At 46.5% G+C, this 17870-nt stretch carries 16 protein-coding genes and 1 pseudogene; 10 read left to right on the top strand and 7 right to left on the bottom strand.

What is annotated here, in order from left to right; translation table 11 throughout:
- Positions 1-87: 87 nt before the first annotated feature.
- From HY272_01075 to HY272_01045, 7 genes are read right to left on the bottom strand one after another with little or no spacing between them, the layout of a single operon-like run.
- On the bottom strand, positions 88-1137 hold the full coding sequence (locus HY272_01075) for a nucleotidyltransferase family protein (protein MBI3771287.1): 1050 nt from the start codon (positions 1135-1137) through the stop codon (positions 88-90).
- A complete protein-coding gene (locus tag HY272_01070) occupies positions 1134-1784 on the bottom strand; it encodes an acetyltransferase (protein MBI3771286.1) in 651 nt (216 codons plus the stop codon). The genes HY272_01075 and HY272_01070 overlap by 4 nt, the downstream gene beginning before the upstream one ends.
- Positions 1781-2866 (bottom strand): N-acetylneuraminate synthase, encoded by a 1086-nt coding sequence (gene neuB / locus HY272_01065; protein ID MBI3771285.1) that lies wholly within the window; start codon positions 2864-2866, stop codon positions 1781-1783. Before neuB ends, HY272_01070 begins: the two co-directional genes overlap by 4 nt.
- A complete protein-coding gene (gene neuC / locus HY272_01060; GenBank protein ID MBI3771284.1) occupies positions 2863-4017 on the bottom strand; it encodes a UDP-N-acetylglucosamine 2-epimerase (hydrolyzing) in 1155 nt (384 codons plus the stop codon). The genes neuB and neuC overlap by 4 nt, the downstream gene beginning before the upstream one ends.
- Positions 4010-5185, bottom strand: coding sequence for a LegC family aminotransferase (locus HY272_01055; GenBank protein MBI3771283.1), 1176 nt, complete (start codon positions 5183-5185; stop codon positions 4010-4012). The genes neuC and HY272_01055 overlap by 8 nt, the downstream gene beginning before the upstream one ends.
- Complete coding sequence (locus tag HY272_01050; GenBank protein MBI3771282.1) at positions 5185-6198, bottom strand: SDR family NAD(P)-dependent oxidoreductase; 1014 nt, start codon at positions 6196-6198, stop codon at positions 5185-5187. Before HY272_01050 ends, HY272_01055 begins: the two co-directional genes overlap by 1 nt.
- Positions 6191-8680: a DUF115 domain-containing protein gene (locus HY272_01045; protein MBI3771281.1), complete on the bottom strand. Its 2490-nt coding sequence runs from the start codon at positions 8678-8680 to the stop codon at positions 6191-6193. Before HY272_01045 ends, HY272_01050 begins: the two co-directional genes overlap by 8 nt.
- 370 nt (positions 8681-9050) lie before the next feature.
- Between HY272_01045 and HY272_01040 the strand changes: the two genes are divergently transcribed.
- The 10 genes and pseudogenes from HY272_01040 (at position 9051) to fliE (ending at position 17858) form a co-directional block, all read left to right on the top strand.
- Positions 9051-9878, top strand: coding sequence for a flagellin FliC (locus tag HY272_01040; protein MBI3771280.1), 828 nt, complete (start codon positions 9051-9053; stop codon positions 9876-9878).
- Between the two features lie 85 nt (positions 9879-9963).
- Complete coding sequence (locus HY272_01035) at positions 9964-10329, top strand: flagellar protein FlaG (protein MBI3771279.1); 366 nt, start codon at positions 9964-9966, stop codon at positions 10327-10329.
- Positions 10330-10405: 76 nt separating this feature from the next.
- Entirely contained in the window at positions 10406-11713 is a 1308-nt protein-coding gene (gene fliD / locus HY272_01030; protein MBI3771278.1) for a flagellar filament capping protein FliD, read from the top strand.
- A gap of 56 nt (positions 11714-11769) precedes the next feature.
- Positions 11770-12192 carry a flagellar export chaperone FliS gene (fliS, locus tag HY272_01025; protein MBI3771277.1) on the top strand — a complete coding sequence of 141 codons (423 nt, stop codon included), beginning with the start codon at positions 11770-11772 and terminating at the stop codon, positions 12190-12192.
- 9 nt (positions 12193-12201) lie between these two features.
- Positions 12202-12555 (top strand): flagellar protein FliT, encoded by a 354-nt coding sequence (locus HY272_01020; GenBank protein ID MBI3771276.1) that lies wholly within the window; start codon positions 12202-12204, stop codon positions 12553-12555.
- A 119-nt stretch (positions 12556-12674) separates the two neighbouring features.
- A complete protein-coding gene (locus HY272_01015) occupies positions 12675-13208 on the top strand; it encodes a PilZ domain-containing protein (protein MBI3771275.1) in 534 nt (177 codons plus the stop codon).
- A gap of 195 nt (positions 13209-13403) precedes the next feature.
- Positions 13404-14846: pseudogene (locus tag HY272_01010) on the top strand (sigma-54-dependent Fis family transcriptional regulator).
- Between the two features lie 121 nt (positions 14847-14967).
- Positions 14968-16188, top strand: coding sequence for a HAMP domain-containing histidine kinase (locus tag HY272_01005; protein ID MBI3771274.1), 1221 nt, complete (start codon positions 14968-14970; stop codon positions 16186-16188).
- Complete coding sequence (locus tag HY272_01000) at positions 16185-17522, top strand: sigma-54-dependent Fis family transcriptional regulator (GenBank protein ID MBI3771273.1); 1338 nt, start codon at positions 16185-16187, stop codon at positions 17520-17522. Before HY272_01005 ends, HY272_01000 begins: the two co-directional genes overlap by 4 nt.
- 15 nt (positions 17523-17537) lie before the next feature.
- Positions 17538-17858, top strand: a complete 321-nt coding sequence (gene fliE, locus HY272_00995; protein MBI3771272.1) for a flagellar hook-basal body complex protein FliE — start codon at positions 17538-17540, stop codon at positions 17856-17858.
- The last annotated feature ends 12 nt before the right edge of the window (positions 17859-17870 follow it).

Below are 17870 nucleotides of genomic sequence, written 5' to 3'. Positions count from 1 at the left end.
ACCCACTATTGCTTAATGTCGGTTCCCTCTGAGTTGTGGAGCCAATCTTTTTGTTCTCATATGGCCGTCTAAATTCAGAATAAACTACTATTGTTCGAACTGATCAAAATATTCACTATGCGCCTGTTCGAAATCCTCAACTCGACCAACATCCATCCAATATTCGCGTAGAGGAAAGCTACCAACAGTTATATTTTTTGCAAGTATCACTTCTATAAGTGTCGTCATATCGTAGAATTGATTGTGTGGTATGTCATTGATTATTTCATGATCTAGCATATAAATTCCAGCATTAACTTGGTAATATTGAATTGGTTTTTCGCTTATTCCAGTAATTCTGTGCCGATCTAGGCTGACAACTCCATAGGGAATTTGATAGCGATATTCCCGAACACACATGGTGATGGTGTTTTGTTGTTGCTTATGGAATTCAGATAGACGCACGAAGTCAACCTTGGTGAGTAAGTCGCCATTCATGACAAAAAACGGAAGATCAATCTTGTCTTTGATAAGGCTTAGTGCACCGGCCGTACCAAGACGTTTGTTTTCTTCGATGTAAGTAATTGACGCGTCCCATTGTGATCCATCCTTAAAGTGTTCGCGAATCATATCGCCCTTATAATTAATGCAAACATAGAATTTATGAAATCCCTGGCTGACGAAATTTTCAATTATTGTCTCAAGAATAGGCTTGTTACCGATTGTCAGAAGCGGTTTTGGTTTTTTCTCCGTTAATGGACGGAGGCGAGTGCCTAATCCACCTGCCATGAGTACGACGGGATTATCACGAACTGGTTCTCTTGGGGGCTCTAAAAATGTTAATTTTGCGATACACCCACCAGCATCTAGCAATGGTAGATGACGAAGTGTGTGTCTCAGCATTGTGCGTTGCCATGAGCTTGGTTCCTCATCGATAAGGCCGGTAGTCGGGTTTTTATTCATGTACTCCTGGACTGGAGTATCTAGTCCCCGTCCCTTGAGTATGGCCCGGCGAATGTCGCCATCTGTTACGGTGCCTATCAAATGATCATTATCATCGACCACTAAAGCGATCTGCATTCGTCCAGTATCGATAACCTGCATGACTTTTTGCATGGTATCGCTGGGTTTTACTGCAATAGTGCGCCAATCATTCATGAGCTTTGTAACCTCTTTTTGGTGACGGCAGGTATGCCTGCTACCATGGTATTAGGGGGAACGTCGTGTATGACGACTGCGCCAGAAGCAACAATAGAATTGTCGCCAATAGAGATGTTTTGGTTTAGTACGGCACCTGCACCTATGTGAACATTGACGCCTATATGACATTGCCCGCATAGAATGGCACCGCTGGCAATGTGACTATGGGTGCCAATGTTGCAATGGTGCTCTATGATGGCGCCAGAATTAACAATAACATTATCACCAATAATCACAGCCGGTCCGACTCTGACTCCAGCGAGCAATTGAGTACCAAAACCGAGGGTGACTTCCAATTGACTGATGTTCGCGCTTGGGTGTATCAATTGCGCAAACTGATATCCTTTGCTACTAAATGTTTCATATATGCTACGACGCAATGAATTGTCGCCAACAGAGCCAATACCACTGACGAGAAGAATATCTTCCGGTTTGAATGCCAATACGCTTTGATCACCACCAAGTCTGGGAATGGTGGAAAGTTTATTGTCGCCACTATTGTCTGGGCAGACGAATCCTTTTATCTGCCAATGTAAGGATTGAAGTATTTCATATAAGACTAGCGCGTGCCCGCCATTGCCAAGGATGATTATGGGAGTATTCATAGTTGAATCTGATCATCCTCGGCATAATCCCGATGGGCGAAGTTACCAATCAATTTCCAATACTTAATAGGTGGAAGGCCACTTCCCGGACGTTTAACGGTAATATTTTCTTCCGTGAATATATCTCCCTTTTTGATTGGCTTTTTAGCTACCAGGCTTTTTCTGGCAATGGCGAGATTAGCGAGCTCATGGGAGGAAGGGCCCTTGATGCTATTACCCATAGCAAGGTAGACCTGGTGCACGCATTTGGTCAGTTCCTTAAGCTCAGTGGGCTCTAACGATGCTTTGTGGTCTGGTCCAGGCAGAGCTCGGTCCAAGGTGAAGTGTTTCTCGATGACAGTGGCTCCTTTTGCTGTAGCTGCAATGCTTACCGCGATTCCAGATGTATGATCCGAGTATCCCACGGCGAGACCAAAAGCATCACGTAACGAATCCATGGCACGTAGATTAACTTCATCATAAGGGCATGGGTACTCTGTGGTGCAATGTAGGAGTGTCACTCTGATTTTTAATACGGTCCATGCTTCTGGTGATTCTAGGCAGCGATTGAACTCCTCCTCAGAAGGAATATTGGAAAAATTTAGATAACCGAAGGCAAGTACACCGAGCGCTGTTTTTACCTCATCAAGAGTACTCATGCCAGTAGATAAAATAACGGAGACACCTTGCTGGGCAATATGTAATAAAAGTGGGGCGTTAGTAAGTTCACCGGAACCTATTTTTATCCTGGATATTTTCAGTGTCCTGATAAGAAAAGAAGCACTTTCAGTATCAAATGGAGAGCTAAGGAAATCAATATTTTTTTGTTGGCATCGATCAAGTAATAAATTGTGATCGCTAAATGACAATGCTAGCCGTTTTAACATGGCGAGCTGTGATTCTTGATCCCCGGTATTGGCTATTTGATAATTCGCTTTTGGCGCGTGGTGTGAGACTAGAAGCTCTGGAATAAAGGTCTGGAATTTGATTGCATCTGCGCCGCAGTCCGCTGCAATATCAATCATTGCCAAAGCCCGATCTAAATCACCATTATGGTTGACACCGGCCTCTGCGATAATATAGACGCCATCTTTGGTATTCATTTTCTGGAGTCCTGAAATCGCTTGCGGATAAGCTCATCACGCGAAAAATTTGATTTTAACACTGACATTATGCGACTAATGGCATTCCCGTCACCATAAGGGTTAGTGCTATCAGTGCAGTCAAGGGAAAACGCCTGGAGAATGGCTTTAGATATCGCCCGTCTTTCTGGATCACAATCGATGACTGACATCGCACGTAAGCGACCAAGCTGACGGTTACCAATGTTCACTGTTGCCACTTTGAAGCTGGGTGCTTCATATAGTCCACTGGATGAATTACCCACTATGGCATCGATCCTGGAAAGCAGACTGTAATATCGAAGTTGGCCAAGGGATGAATATACAAAAGTATTGGCTCGACTAGAAGTGTATTCTTTGATCATGCTATTTAATTTTAGTCCACCAGTATCGGCATTTGATAAGGTAAAAATAATGCCGCAATCAGCGCAAGTGTCATCCAGTGCGCCCAACAAAGCGGTGAGCTGGCGACCAGCATCATTATCCAGCGTAGGAGGGTGAAATGTGACCAGAATGTTTTTGTCGCGGAATTTAATGTTAAGATCTGTCTCAAGCTCATGCTTAGTAAGAAGCTTCATGTTTTTTATTACATCTATGGCCGGGCTTCCAACGGTATGTACTCGCCATGATTCTTCTCCAAGCTGGATTATACGTCTTGCGGCATCGGCATTAGTTGCAAAATGAAGGTGTGACAACTTTGTAATACAGTGTCTGAATGATTCGTCGTAGGCGCCCTCCGTGACATCGCCACCTGCGATATGGGCAATCGGAATTTTTGCCACCGCAGCCGCCTGTGTGGCCGCAAAAATTTCAAAGCGATCACCAAGCACCACAATCATGTCAGGATCAAGATTTGCGTAGGCATCGGCGAATCCTATGATACCCAGGCCGATTGATTTTGCTATGGCAACATCTGTGTCGCCGCTGAGGAGGGCTTCAACCGATGCGTTAATGGTAAAACCATCAGCCTCTATTTGTTGGTAGGTGAGTCCAAAGGCAGGGGATAAATGCATGCCGGTAACTATGATCTGTAACTTTAACTGGCTATCCTTGTCGATAGCTTGAAGCAATGGCCACAGAAGCCCATAATCAGCTCTCGACCCGGTGACAACGGAAATCTTTAGCTTACTCATGGCGTGATAGCCTCGTACCACTTGGTAAGCAGATTACACGTTCATGTAACTTCTCGGTGATTGATAAATCCATTCGTGGACAACTCTCATACATTGGGAGGCGGTGCATAGGGGTCCATATGGGTCTACATAATATGTTCGCTTCATGGCACATTCCTAGTAGCTCATCCCGTTCATGGCGAGTAATGCCTGAAAAGATCAGGAGATTTAGCCAATAATTACTTGAAGAATATTGTTGTTCATTAAATACATGGGCACCATTGAAATTGGCGTATAGACGATGATAGTTCTTGGCAATTTCACGCTTCTCTCTAATAAATGTAGGTAGCTTTTCCAGTTGAGCACACCCCAGGGCAGCATTAATATTAGGCATTCGGTAGTTATATCCTGTTTGATCATGATAAAACTCCCAGGCATGCGGTAACTTTGCAGTGGTGGTGATGTGGCGGGCCTGTTGAGCGATATCTTTATTATTAGTTAGTATTGCACCGCCGCCGCCGCAGGTAACAACTTTATTTCCGTTAAAGCTGAGTGTCGCAGATGCCCCCCAATTACCGCAGTGTTTACCTTTGTAGAAGGAGCCTAAGGCTTCAGCGGCGTCTTCTATTAAAGTGATATTGTATTCCTGGCAAACAGATTGAATTGAATCAAGGTCGCTTGGATGGCCAAAGGTGTGCATTACTACTAGGCCACGGATTCTGCGGCCGGTATTGCGATTGTAGCAGCCATCCGATTTTCTAATAGCGATCTGTTCAAGGTATGTGCGCAGTTTAACTGTATCGATCCCAAGTGACAGAAGATCAACATCGACAAAATGTGGGATTGCACCACAATATCTTACCGCATTGGCAGTCGCAACAAATGTGAGTGATGGAATTAAAACTTCGTCATCTGCGGAGACACCCGCTAGGATTAGGCATATATGGAGAGCGGCTGTGCCATTGACAGTCGCAATGGCATGATTGACCCCGGTGTATTCTTCCAGCATACGTTCGAAGCGGTTGACGTACTCACCTACCGAAGATACCCATCCACTATCGAGGCAGTCTTTTACATAATTCCATTCTTGACCGGAAAAGCTGGGCTCATGCAGGCCTATAGGTTTTCTTGCCTCAGGGAATGCGCCGGCGAGTATTTTGAATGCTTCTTGGATCGTTGTTTTGTTCATTATACGTTATAGCGGTCAATTTTATATCTTTGTAAGTTGCGTGGTTCGGTGAACCAGCGGATAGTCTCGGCAAGGCCACGGTGTAGCCCCTCTCGGCCCTCATATTCTGGAGACCAATGCAGCAAGCGTTTTGCTTTGCTATTGTCAGCGAAGAGGCGTTCAACCTCGCTATTTTCTGGTCGTAACCGCTGTTCATCGGTAACAATATTGATCTGTTTAGTCATAAGTTCGGCTATTATCCTAGCGGTTTCTCCGATAGAGATTTCAAAATTACTGCCTAGATTAATAACCTCGCCAAAAATATTACTGGGGGCTGTCGCAGCGGCAATAAAACCACTGACCGTGTCATGCACGTGGCTGAAATCTCGCGTCGGATGCACAGATCCCAGTTTAATTTCATGCTGGCCAGAGGCCAATTGGGTAATAATGGTTGGAATAACCGCCCGCGTCGATTGACGGGGACCATAAGTATTAAAAGGACGAATGACTGTTACTGGCGTATCAAATGATTGGTAAAAGGACAATGCCAATTGGTCAGCACCAATTTTAGTTGCAGAATAAGGAGACTGCCCTTGGAGTGGATGTTCCTCAGTAATAGGGACAAACTTCGCTGTACCATAAACTTCGCTGGTGGAGGTATGGATCATTCGAGATACCTTATGACGACGCGCCGCTTGAAGAATATTCAAGGTTCCGCGGATATTAGTATCAACGTAGTTATCTGGTGCCTGATAGGAGTAGGGAATGGCAATGAGCGCCGCCAGATGTAAAATGATATCGCAACCCTCGACGGCCGAGCTTACACCATGAGGATCGCGTATATCACCACTAAAAATTTCGAGTGAGTTCAGAACATCAGATGAAGAATCATCCAGCCAGCCACAAGAGTTAAACGAGTTGTACATCACAAAGGCTCTTACTCGATATCCGAGATTTACCAATCGCTCGGTAAGATGAGAGCCAATAAACCCATCAGCGCCCGTGACTAAAATCCTTTGTGAGCGATTACCCATGAGCCGAATCCTTATTTTCCAATAGATTTTTTGCCGCAAAATTAGCGGGATCTTTTTCAAGAATATAGCGGAAAACCCAGTCGGCGTTATCATTCTGACCAAGTTCACGATATATTAGGCCAACTCTAAGCATGGCATGGAAGTCATCCTCGGCGAATTCAAGATATTCAGTGAGTGTGTCCAATGCCCCAAGCAGATCGCCTTTAATACGGAGTAATTCCGAGAGTTGTGGAATATACACGGGCGACAGGGTTGCGAGTGACTTTAGGGCAATGGTAGCACTATCATAATCTCCCATGTCGAGAGCTATCATGGATAGGCGGCGCAATGCAGGCTCGATTGCCGGTGGGGCATCAGCATATTGATATTCGGTAATTGCTTTTGCTTGATTATTTTCTATTTCAGCCAAATATCCTGAGACCAAATGGGTAAGCGCGCGCGCGCGTTCATCTGGGTGTGCTTGTAAGCTTGACAAAAGTCGTTTAAGAGCCTGCGAGTCAGAGTTGTTATAAAGTTCGCTTGCCTTGTTGTCTATGCCACGAAGGTCTGCGAACGTCTTTGAGCGGCGCATGTGAGGTGTATCCATGTTTGATAGTGACGCATTGAAGCTCGCCTCAAGTTCGCTATATAGCTCATTTCCAGCGGCATTGGGTGAATTAATAATCCCGGCATGTTTGTCTTTTAAAATCAACACGCGCCCTGGTTGGTTATCTTTTTTCCATTGCTTTGAAAGTATGTCAATATCGGATGTGTTTTCTAATTCCATGCGACGTGACTTTGTTCGTTCTATGGCCTCATTTATTATTCTTGAGAGTTCCTTTATTCCAGCCTGATAGGCAAGATAATAGGAACGGCCGAGTTCTATGGCCGCATCTTCCTTTATTGTGGATGCATCAAATGGCTTGAGTAGCCGGACAAATTTTGTCATCCCAAATATTTTTGAAAAAATTGAATATTCTTTGTATTTCTTGCTAAGAATCTCTTCAATTTTGTCTAATTTTTCTTTATAGCCAGTTGATCTTCTTGGTGCGGTTTTATCAAATAGAGAATTGTTATATAGGATTGCCTTCGAAACTAGAGAATCCATCCGTTTTAACTTGTCAGCTGCTTGGGAAAGTTCATCAATAACATTGTTTAGATGTTTTGTTTTTGATACTTGATCATATTTCGACAGTATTGCGTCTATACTTTGCTTAATGGAGTGTGCCAGATCGCCCAGGATGATCTCCTGGCAAGGGGTATAGGAAATACCTTCTATCATGGCGGCACTAGGCGCAGGGTTGATGATCTTGATTCCGTGATCACAAGCAAGTTTTGCCTGTTGTTCTAAAGAGGTTACTGCCTTGAATAGAGAGTTTTCAGTTTCCGCCCAATCTCCAGCATTGGTTTTGACACGCCTAGTCGCCATGTTAATAGTTGGTCCTGCGATGCTTTCATTACTACCTTTTGCGTGAGAAAATCCCTCTCTGGAAAAACAGAGATCAACGCCCGCCAGGATAATTTGTGAAAACCCCATTTCTATAGCTAGAGATAACGCACAGTTAGTAACTGTTGGGCCAGCAGCGCTTAAAACATTGTCATTATCATAGCGATTCGTCCATGGAAATTTTTCATCGAAATAAACATTGCGGCCGCGCCACTGGCCAAGGAGCAGTGGCGTTATATGATTAGCATTTACTAGTAAAGTATGCTTCCAAAGCAGCAACATTTCTCGGCTGACATCGAAACTGATTGGATGCGGGTCTACTGAAACCACTATATCTGGGTATAAATTATATTCCAGAAGTCTCCGTGAAATACGCGATGCCGCGATGGTGGTGATTTTTGATTTGTTTTCCTGAATCCAGGGCAATATTTCATCCAGGGAGGGGCCTCCTCCCATGATAACGGCAGTTTGGCCAGACCCCAGTTTCCGAAGAACGGTGGCAGGTATATTATTTTCGGCAAGATTTTCTATTTGGCGTTGACAAAAGATGGAGGTGCCAAGTTGCGCCTGGGTTGCCCATAATCGAGTATTGTATGCGTGCTCGATATCGCACCAAATTTCTCGATACTGAGGTAAGTAACAATCTGTGACTGCTAATGATTTGAAGAGGGATATTGAATCGGTATACGCATACTCACTGAAATAGAATTCGGTGGCAGTTTGTTCCCACCTTGAAGCCGAGCAGCATGCTAATTTTTGTTGAGTATTTAGATCTGTGAACTCAGGGGTGACAACCTTAAAAATTTCGTCGTGTTCGATAAAGAGGTATCGACTGCCTTCGGGAATGCCACGATGGAGGATGTATTTGGGTAGTAGCCCTGAATCTGTACCCACGATGATGTATAGGTGGTTTTCACGAAATAATCGTTTGCCAAAGTGGCTTTGGTAGATCGATGTTGAATCGGTTTGCGTGAAGGTAATTCCATTAACGGAATACAGATACCTTTCTCCAAAGCGATTGGTGAGGAAGTTACCTAGTCCAGGTTGAATATCCATTTCTTAATGCCATTCTATAATTTAGTATGGATGGGATTTTGAGAAATACATGCAATATAAGTGCCAGTTTTATCAATAACATGATAGTTAATAGGTGGGTTTTATGTTAATAAAAAACATTAAAAAACAATAAGATATAATCTTTTTTCTGAGATAGTAAGTAAAGAAAGGTTGTCAGTCAGTCAAAAAAATGACTCACCCCCATGTAAATATCAAAGATAGTTAATGTGGCTAAAGTTTGGGGGTGCAAAGGTCGATACATTTGATGGGAGCGGTAAATATTTCCAATGTGAAGTATATCCGCTGAAGTCAACGGGGCGATTGTAGGCCAAAGGCCTTTTCTAACCCCCTCAGTATTAGGAGTAGCACCATGCCGCAAGTCATTAATACCAATATTATGTCCTTGAATGCTCAACGGAATTTGAACCGTTCGCAGATGGATATGCAAGTTGCTTTGCAACGTTTGTCTTCAGGGTTGCGCGTTAATAGCGCCAAGGATGACGCAGCTGGTTTGTCCATTTCTGCTCGTTTTACAGCGCAGATTCGTGGGTTCAATCAAGCCAGTCGCAACGCAGCTGATGCGGTTTCTCTGGCCCAAACGGGTGAAGGTGTACTGGCCGAAATTACCCAGAACTTGCAACGTATCCGTGAGCTTGCTGTTCAAGCCCGTAATGCTACTAATAGCCAAGGTGACCGTAAATCTCTGGATGACGAAGTTCAGGCGCTGAAAAGTGAAATTACCCGTGTTGCAGGCACCAAGTTCAATGGTACTGCTGTCGTAGGTGCTGGAGCGACCAGCTTCTTTTTCCAGATCGGTGCCGATGCAGGCGATACCATTAAAGTAGTAACCAGTAACGTCCTGAGTAAAACTGGTGTCGCGAGTGTATTGACTGCTGCTGCCGCGATATCTGTGACTTCCAGGGCCTCACGTATGATTGCGGCCGTCGACACCTACCTGAGTTCAGTCAACAGTCTCCGTGCTACGTTGGGTGTGGTTCAAAACCGGTTCGAATCGGTTATTCGTAATGCCCAGAACGTTGTTGAAAACCTCGAGGCATCTCGTAGCCGAGTCATGGATGCTGACTTTGCGGCTGAAACCGCTTCATTGACACGCTCGCAGATCATGCAACAGGCGGGTGTGGCTATGTTGGGGCAGGCCAATCAGGTTCCTCAGAACGTACTTTCGCTCTTGAAATAAGAGTGGTGATGGTGGTGAATTAAGGTTATCCCGGCTCCAGGGAATTCCTGGAGCTGGGTGATCTCACTACCAGGAGGTTAAGATCATGATTAGCGAGATTAATAATGTGACTGTGCAAGTGGCTTCAGCTGCTGCAAGGGCGCAATCGGTTCCTAAAGATAGCGCCGTAAAAACTGAATCAACACTCATCATCGCCCCGCCTCAACCAAAGGTTGATGCCAAGCGGGCTGATGTCTTTGAGGCGATGAGTAAAATTCAAAATTATGCCCATAAAGTTGAACGTAATTTAAACTTTAGTGTTGATGAAGGCAGTGGTAAGACGGTCATCAAGGTCGTTGATTCTGCCACTAATGAACTTGTGCGTCAGATTCAGGCTGAAGAAGTTTTACGGATAGCGCGTGCCTTGGAACAAGGAGATGCTTCAGGTTTTTTAATGGAAACCAAAGCCTAGGTAGTCGGCACGGGTTTTGCTTCTATTTTGCGCAGCGTCATTAGTGCGCGTTGTTGTGCAACTGAGGTGATTTATCATGGCATTGTCCGTTGGTGGTGTTGGTTCCGGGCTGGATGTAAACAGCATCGTCACCCAGTTGATGACACTGGAACGTAAGCCATTAACTCTCCTGCAAAAGCAGGAAAAATCCCTCAATACAGAACTGAGCGCCTATGGCAAGCTGAAAAGCGCATTATCGACATTCCAAACGGCTGTAACTAACCTGAGTACTAGCAGTGGGTTCGCCAAATTCTCGGCAACTTCTGCAGATACTACCAAATTTACCGCTACAGCCGATTCCACGGCAGTGGCTGCGACATACAATGTCAGAGTTGTTCAATTGGCACAGGCCCACAAGGTGTCGGCGACGGGCGTGTATGCCGCCCAGCAGGGTTCATTCAATATCACCTCGGGTACCAATACGTTTGGCGTCACTATTGACGCTACTAATAATTCGCTAACGGGTATTCGGGATGCGATCAATAACGCCGCAGGTAATACTAGTGTTTCTGCGTCGATTATCAATGATGTGACCGGGAATAAATTGGTGCTCACGGCAAAGAGTACTGGAGCAGCAAGCGCAATTTCCGCAGTCGATACGGCGGGAGCGGTTGCGGCAACATTGAGCTTTGCCACAGTGACAAACTTTGCCGCCCAGGATGCCCAGATTACCGTTGATGGTTTCACGGTGAATAGCGCTTCCAATACCGTGACCGGAGCGATTACAGGGGTCACCTTGACGCTTAATCAAACAGACACTGTAGCAAAAACTCTAACTGTTGGTCGTGATGTCGCCACAATTAAGGGGGATATACAGAAATTTATTGATGCCTATAATGGCGTTATCAATACCATACGTGATCTTGGCGGAAAAACCGGGACTCTGAGCGGTGACAGTGGTCTGCTCACCGTAGAGCGAGGAATTCGCGATGTGCTCAATACTGCGGCTACCGGCTTGTCTTTTAGCTATTTATCGGATATAGGAATTTCGACGCAGAAGGATGGCACATTGTCAATAAATTCTGCCAAACTCGATACCCAGTTGGGTACCGATTTTAATGGTGTGGTAAACCTGTTCTCCAATGCGACACAAGGATTCGCTGCACGTTTTAAATCCAAGGTAAGCGATTGGACAGTGGCCAATGGGATGATTGCAGGACGCGAGGATGGGATTAATGCCCGAATTAGCAGTGTTAAGGACCGGCAGACCGCACTTGAGTATCGATTGACGCTTATTGAGCAGCGCTATAAAAAACAATTTACAGCGTTGGATTCTTTAGTATCAAGTTTGCAAAATACGAGCAACTCATTGGCCCAGCAGTTGGCAAATCTGCCGAAGAGATAATGTGTTCTGAGTATTAGGAATTAAATGATAACCACAAGGAATCTTGGAGCATAACAATGAATTATTCTTCCAATCTAAACGGTGTGCTGAATGAGTACAAAAATATCGGGACTCATTCTGACGCTACATCGGCAACGCCGCATCGTCTGATTCAGATGTTGCTTGAAGGAGCTTTGGAGAAAATCAATCTTGCCAAGGGCTATATGCAGCGTGGTGAAATTGCGCTTAAAGGCAGTCATGTTTCGTGGGCGATTTCAATTATCGATGGTTTGCGGATGAGTTTGGATAAAGAGGCCGGGGGGGAAATCGCCACCAATCTGGATGCACTTTATAATTATATGGGGCGGCGTTTGGCGGAGGCGAATCTGAAAAACGACACGGCTATGCTGGATGAAGTGGCTGGGCTGTTGAAGGAAATCAAAGCAGGTTGGGATGCCATTCCTCAGATATTGGCTAAAGAAAAACAATTGGTGCCTTAGGTTTCTCCTGTGGACGTTGTTCCCAATACCGGATCCATTCAAGGTTCTTCTGAGCAAGCATTGGCTAATGCGCTGCAAATTTCCCGGGAAATGCTGGAGTTGGCGCGCACGGGGGAATGGCCTCAAGTCATCGCGCTTGAAGAGCGCCGGGGGCTATTGCTCCAGGGGATTTTGTCATCAGCTCATGCGTCTCTGATCCGCCCCGCACATCTACGAGAAAAGCTGGAGGCGCTGGTGGCGTATGATGAGGCGCTGATGTCCCTGGCGCGGGAGGCGCAGCAAGAAATCATATCGGCACTGGAACAGCTCGGAAAGTCACGCCAAGGAGTTAGCCGGTACCATGAGAATCAAATGTTGGAGTAGGCGTTAACGGTCCTACGTAAACAAGCTTATTTCTACCTCTTTTTCTACATAACATAACAACATTGCTTTTTCCTCCATTTTCAGTTTTGCTATAGGTTCTTGTTTGTCGAGGGGTGGCAATGAGTGATTCTTTATCAGGCGTGACTTGCGAGACCCATATGGCTTTGCGTTGGGAGCGCGCAGAGGGGGAGGGAGATGCTGCGTTTGCCTCAATGGCTGCCCTTAATGAAGATCGCTTGCGAATCATTAATGGCATTGACGAGTACCAGGCCGAATCTGAAGAGGATATGCTTGAGATCGCAGTTCAGCTCCAACGCCTGGAGTTCAAGGTTAATCTGGCTCTCGATATGCTCAGTGAGCTATTGTTGGGGCGGGCCAATGTGCCGCAACCGATGCCGGTTTCGTTAAGCTTGTCACGCTTGAGTTGGCAGGGTAATCCGCTGCCTGGGGTGGGCGAGCTGCTGCGGGTCGAGGTGTATTTGCATCGGCGTTACCCCTTTCCCATCGTGCTGACGGGACGTGTCGAAAAACTCATTGGCGATCAGGTGGAGCTGTTGCTGGATCCGCAGCCGGAGTCGGTCAGGATTTTATTAGAAAAGTTTATTTTTCGCTGCCATCGTCGTCAGATTGCCCGCTTGCGTCAAAAAATCTAAAAATATTTTTAATTAACAATAAGATATCTTCAATGGCGTGCTTGCCACGCTAACTCCCTTTGGGTTCTTGCCATGCCGACAATTATTTGACATGATTGGTTAACGGCTTGATTTCGACGGTGATGTCGAGTTCCGGCAAAGACGTTCTTGATTGGACGAATTTACCCATTATCTATAAGGAGTGACGCTGTGTCAGTGACGGAAGCCCCGGTGTTACTGATTGACAATAATGAGGCCCGTAGAAAGCAATTGCAGGCCGTTTTTGAGTTTATTGAGGTCAGCGATGTCATGGCCAGCAGCAGCGATTCCTTCAAAGAGTTGATGCGAGAGGGGCAAAAGCCTCCCGCCACCATAGTGTTGGGGGCGTGTAGCTCGGCTGAGCAGATGTCTCAGATTTTAGAGCAATTGCGCATATCCGATGCCAATTTGCCGCTGATATTGTTTAAAGAGGATGTGGATGCCGGTGCGTGCCCGGAGTCGTTGATCCATGAGGCGATAGGGTTTATCGAGCAGCCTATCAAGTATCGTCAGTTGTTGCATGTGTTACAGCAGGCGCAACTCTATCGCAATAATCGTGAAACTCACGCCGTGGGGCGTGCCTCGCCTGAGTTATTCCGCAGCTTGGTGGGTAATAGCCGCAGTATTCGTCAGGTGCGCAAGTTAATCCAGCAAGTGGCGGCCTCCGATGCCAATGTGTTGATTCTGGGTGAGTCTGGAACCGGCAAAGAAGTGGTGGCCCGTAACCTGCATTATTATTCGGCGCGTCGTGAAAAACCGTTTGTGCCGATCAACTGCGGAGCTATTCCGGCAGATTTGCTGGAAAGCGAACTTTTTGGCCATGAGAAGGGTGCGTTTACCGGTGCGATCACAGCCCGCCAAGGTCGTTTTGAAATGGCTGAGGGTGGCTCGCTGTTTCTCGATGAAATCGGTGATATGAGCCTGCACATGCAGGTGAAGTTGTTGCGCGTGTTGCAGGAGCGCACCTTTGAGCGCGTGGGGAGTAACAAGAGCATTACCTCCGATGTGCGCATTGTGGCAGTGACGCACCGCGATCTGTAGCAGGCCATCAAGGATGGGGAGTTCCGCGAGGATCTCTATTACCGTCTCAACGTGTTCCCGATCGAAATGCCGCCGTTGCGCGAGCGAGTAGAGGATATCCCGTTGCTCGTGAACGAATTGATTACCCGGCTGGAGCATGAGGGGCGAGGTTCGGTGCGACTGACGCCGGGCGCGGTCGTGAGTCTGTGCCAATATCATTGGCCAGGCAATGTTCGTGAATTGGCGAACCTGGTCGAGCGGATGGTGATTATGCATCCAATGGGGGTGGTGGATGTTGGAGATTTGCCGGCCAAATTCCAGGTAGGGTCCGAGTCCAGTGAGCCAGTGGCTGAGGCCATCATGAATCGGGTCATGGCCAAGGAGAGTGTTACCGTCACTGAGGCAATGCCACGTTTGCCGCGCGAGGGGATTGATTTGAAGGAGTATCTGGCTGATCTGGAGAAGCACTATATTATGCAGGCCATTGAAGAGGCCGGTGGTGTGGTGGCCCATGCGGCGAGCCGTCTTAAATTGCGGCGGACCACGTTGGTTGAAAAAATGCGGAAATATGGCCTGCAACGGGTCGAAGAACTGACGTAATTTTGACTTGCCAAAATTGATCGATCTTATAACTCATTGATTTTGTATAGCTGATGTAGTTGGCCCGTTCTTTGCACGTTATATCAGAAGCAACCCAAAGTTGCTCTGATGCAGGCAGGATATGGCTGACGTAAAACCGACCAATTTGGCACATCTGGAAGAGACCTTTCAGACCTTTAACCGGCTCTCCGAAGAGTTGGCGAGTTCCTATCATGCGTTGCAAACCCAGGTAGTTGATCTTCAGAGCAAGTTGTCCAGGGCTCAGGATGGTCATGTTAAGCAATTCGAAGAAACGCGTCGCCTAGCCAATCGTCTGGAGTGTTTGTTGGAAGCGCTGCCCGCAGGTGTGGTGGTGCTCGATGGGTTAGGGGTTGTTCGCGAATCAAACCCGGTGGCGGTTGAATTGCTCGGTCAACCGCTTGCGGGAGAATCCTGGCGCAAGGTGATCACACGTTGTTTTGCGCCGCAATTTGACGATGGGCACGAGGTATCGTTGCGTGATGGCCGGCGCGTCAGTATTGCAACCAGTTCGCTCGGCAGGGAACCGGGTCAAATTATTCTGCTAAAGGATGTTACCGAAACTCGCCGCTTGCAGGATCGGTTGGCGCGGTTGCAACAAATGTCGGCGATGGGGCATATGGCGGCAACGCTGGCACATCAAATTAGAACTCCGGTCGCTTCTGCATTGCTCTACGTTTCCCATCTCTGCAGCAACAATATTCCATTTGAAAAATCGTCTGCGTATGCGCTCAAGATCAAGGCCCAGTTGCAACATATCGAAAGTATGGTGAGAGATATGCTAAGTATTACTCGCGGAGAGTCTGAGAATCATGACGATGAGTTCCCGCTTTCTATGCTGCTTGAAGGCTTGGAAACAACCGTAATATCTCAAATTGAAGATAGAGGCGGGGTGCTGAAGATTAATAATACTGCTGGATCAGTGGTGGTGAACGGTAATTATCATTCTTTACTGGGAGCATTTACCAACTTGATCATCAACGCGATTGCGGCTTCAAATAACAGCGTTGAGATTATCGTGACCAGTAAGTTAAGTGATGATGCTCTTCAGATTGAGGTCTCCGATAAGGGTGAAGGAATTCCCGATCACGTCAAAAACTCGCTCTATGAGCCATTTGTGACAACCAAGATTCAAGGAACGGGATTGGGTCTTGCCGTAGTTAAAAGTGTGATTGACAAGCATGGTGGGGAAATAGGGTTTGTGACTGAATCAGGAGTGGGGACGACATTTATTGTCAAGCTTCCTCTGGTTAAAGGCGATGATATTAAAAACGAAGTAAATGGATTTATAAATACAAAAAATAAAAGCGAGGTAACTGCATGAGTTTGGCAACGGTGTTGGTGGTTGAGGATGATGCTTCATTACGTGAAGCCCTCTGTGACACACTTGAGCTTGCAGGTTACACGGTGAAAGGCGTCTCTGATGGAAATTCAGCGCTGAAGATGGTCGAGGAACAATCGATTTCAATGGTAGTAAGTGATGTCCATATGAGGCCAGTAGATGGCAATGCATTGCTTCAGAAACTGAAACAAAGAGACCCTAATTTACCTGTTGTGCTCATGACCGCCTATGGCAGTGTCGAGAAGGCGGTTGAGGCGATGCGGCAGGGGGCGGATGATTATCTGGTCAAACCGTTTGATGCAGAAGTGTTGGTCAATATGGTTAGTCGTTATATCAGTAATGTCGAAATTAGTTCAGATATTGTGGCAGAAGACCCGCGCTCGATTGAGTTGCTGGCGCTTGCGGAGCGAGTGGCGGCGTCGGAGGCAACAGTGATTATTTCCGGTGAGAGTGGTACGGGTAAAGAGGTTGTTGCGCGCCACATTCATCGCTGTTCGAATCGCCATGACCAGCCATTTGTGGCTATTAATTGTGCCGCGATTCCGGAAAATATGCTGGAGGCCGTGCTCTTTGGTTATGAGAAAGGGGCATTTACCGGGGCGTATCAGGCCAGTACAGGCAAGTTTGAGCAGGCCCAGGGCGGGACCCTGCTGCTGGATGAAATATCTGAGATGGATCTCGGATTGCAGGCAAAGTTGTTGCGTGTCATTCAGGAGCGTGAGGTGGAGCGCCTGGGTGGAAAGAAAGCCATTCCGCTTGATGTGAGAATCCTTGCGACGACCAATCGAAATCTCAGAGAAGAAGTTACGAAGGGGCGATTCAGGGAAGATCTCTTTTATCGATTGAACGTATTTCCGATTCATGTGTTGCCATTAAGAAGTAGATCGCATGACATTATTCCATTGTCAAAGTTCATCGTATCCCGTCATTGGAAGAAACAAGGTGTTTCTCCAAGATTGACTGAGGCGGCGGCGAATAAGCTGATGACACACTCATGGCCAGGTAATGTGAGAGAGCTTGATAATGTTATTCAGCGGGCCATTATTCTAATGGCTGGATGTGATATCGAGGCCAAGTATATTCATTTCGAGCCAGACGCCTGCATTCCTGAAGGGGTGCTCGTGAATGATGACCCATGTCAATCTAAATTACTTACCGATGGAGTGAAAGATATTGAGAGAAATATCATTTTGGACGCACTTCGGGAATATGAAAACAGAAAGGATGTTGCCGAGAAACTGGGTATCAGTCCACGGACATTGAGATATAAACTGGCAAAACTGCGTGATCAGGGAATCCAGATCCCCGGGGAATAAAGTGAGGAAGCGGCTATGAGTACTATGGGCGTTGAACAAGTGTTGGCACAAATGCGAACTCTGGCGGCACAGGCGAAGGCCGAGCAGGCGCCAGCGATGGATAATGCCGAGAGGGTGAATTTTGGCGATTTACTGACAAAATCGGTAAAGGCAGTCAATGAGCTGCAAGTAACATCGACAGATTTGAAGACGAGATTTGACCAGGGCGATTCTTCTGTGTCGATTATTGATATTACATTGGCTTCTGAGAAGGCAAAAATTGCCTTTACAGCAATGACCGAGGTTAGAAATAAGCTGGTCCAGGCGTACCATGATGTGTTGAATATGCCGATTTAATTTTGCTGCAGT

It is taken from the genome of Gammaproteobacteria bacterium (assembly GCA_016200485.1).
Lineage (GTDB): Bacteria > Pseudomonadota > Gammaproteobacteria > Tenderiales > Tenderiaceae > JACQEP01.
This window is presented reverse-complemented; position numbering and strand designations above follow the sequence as displayed.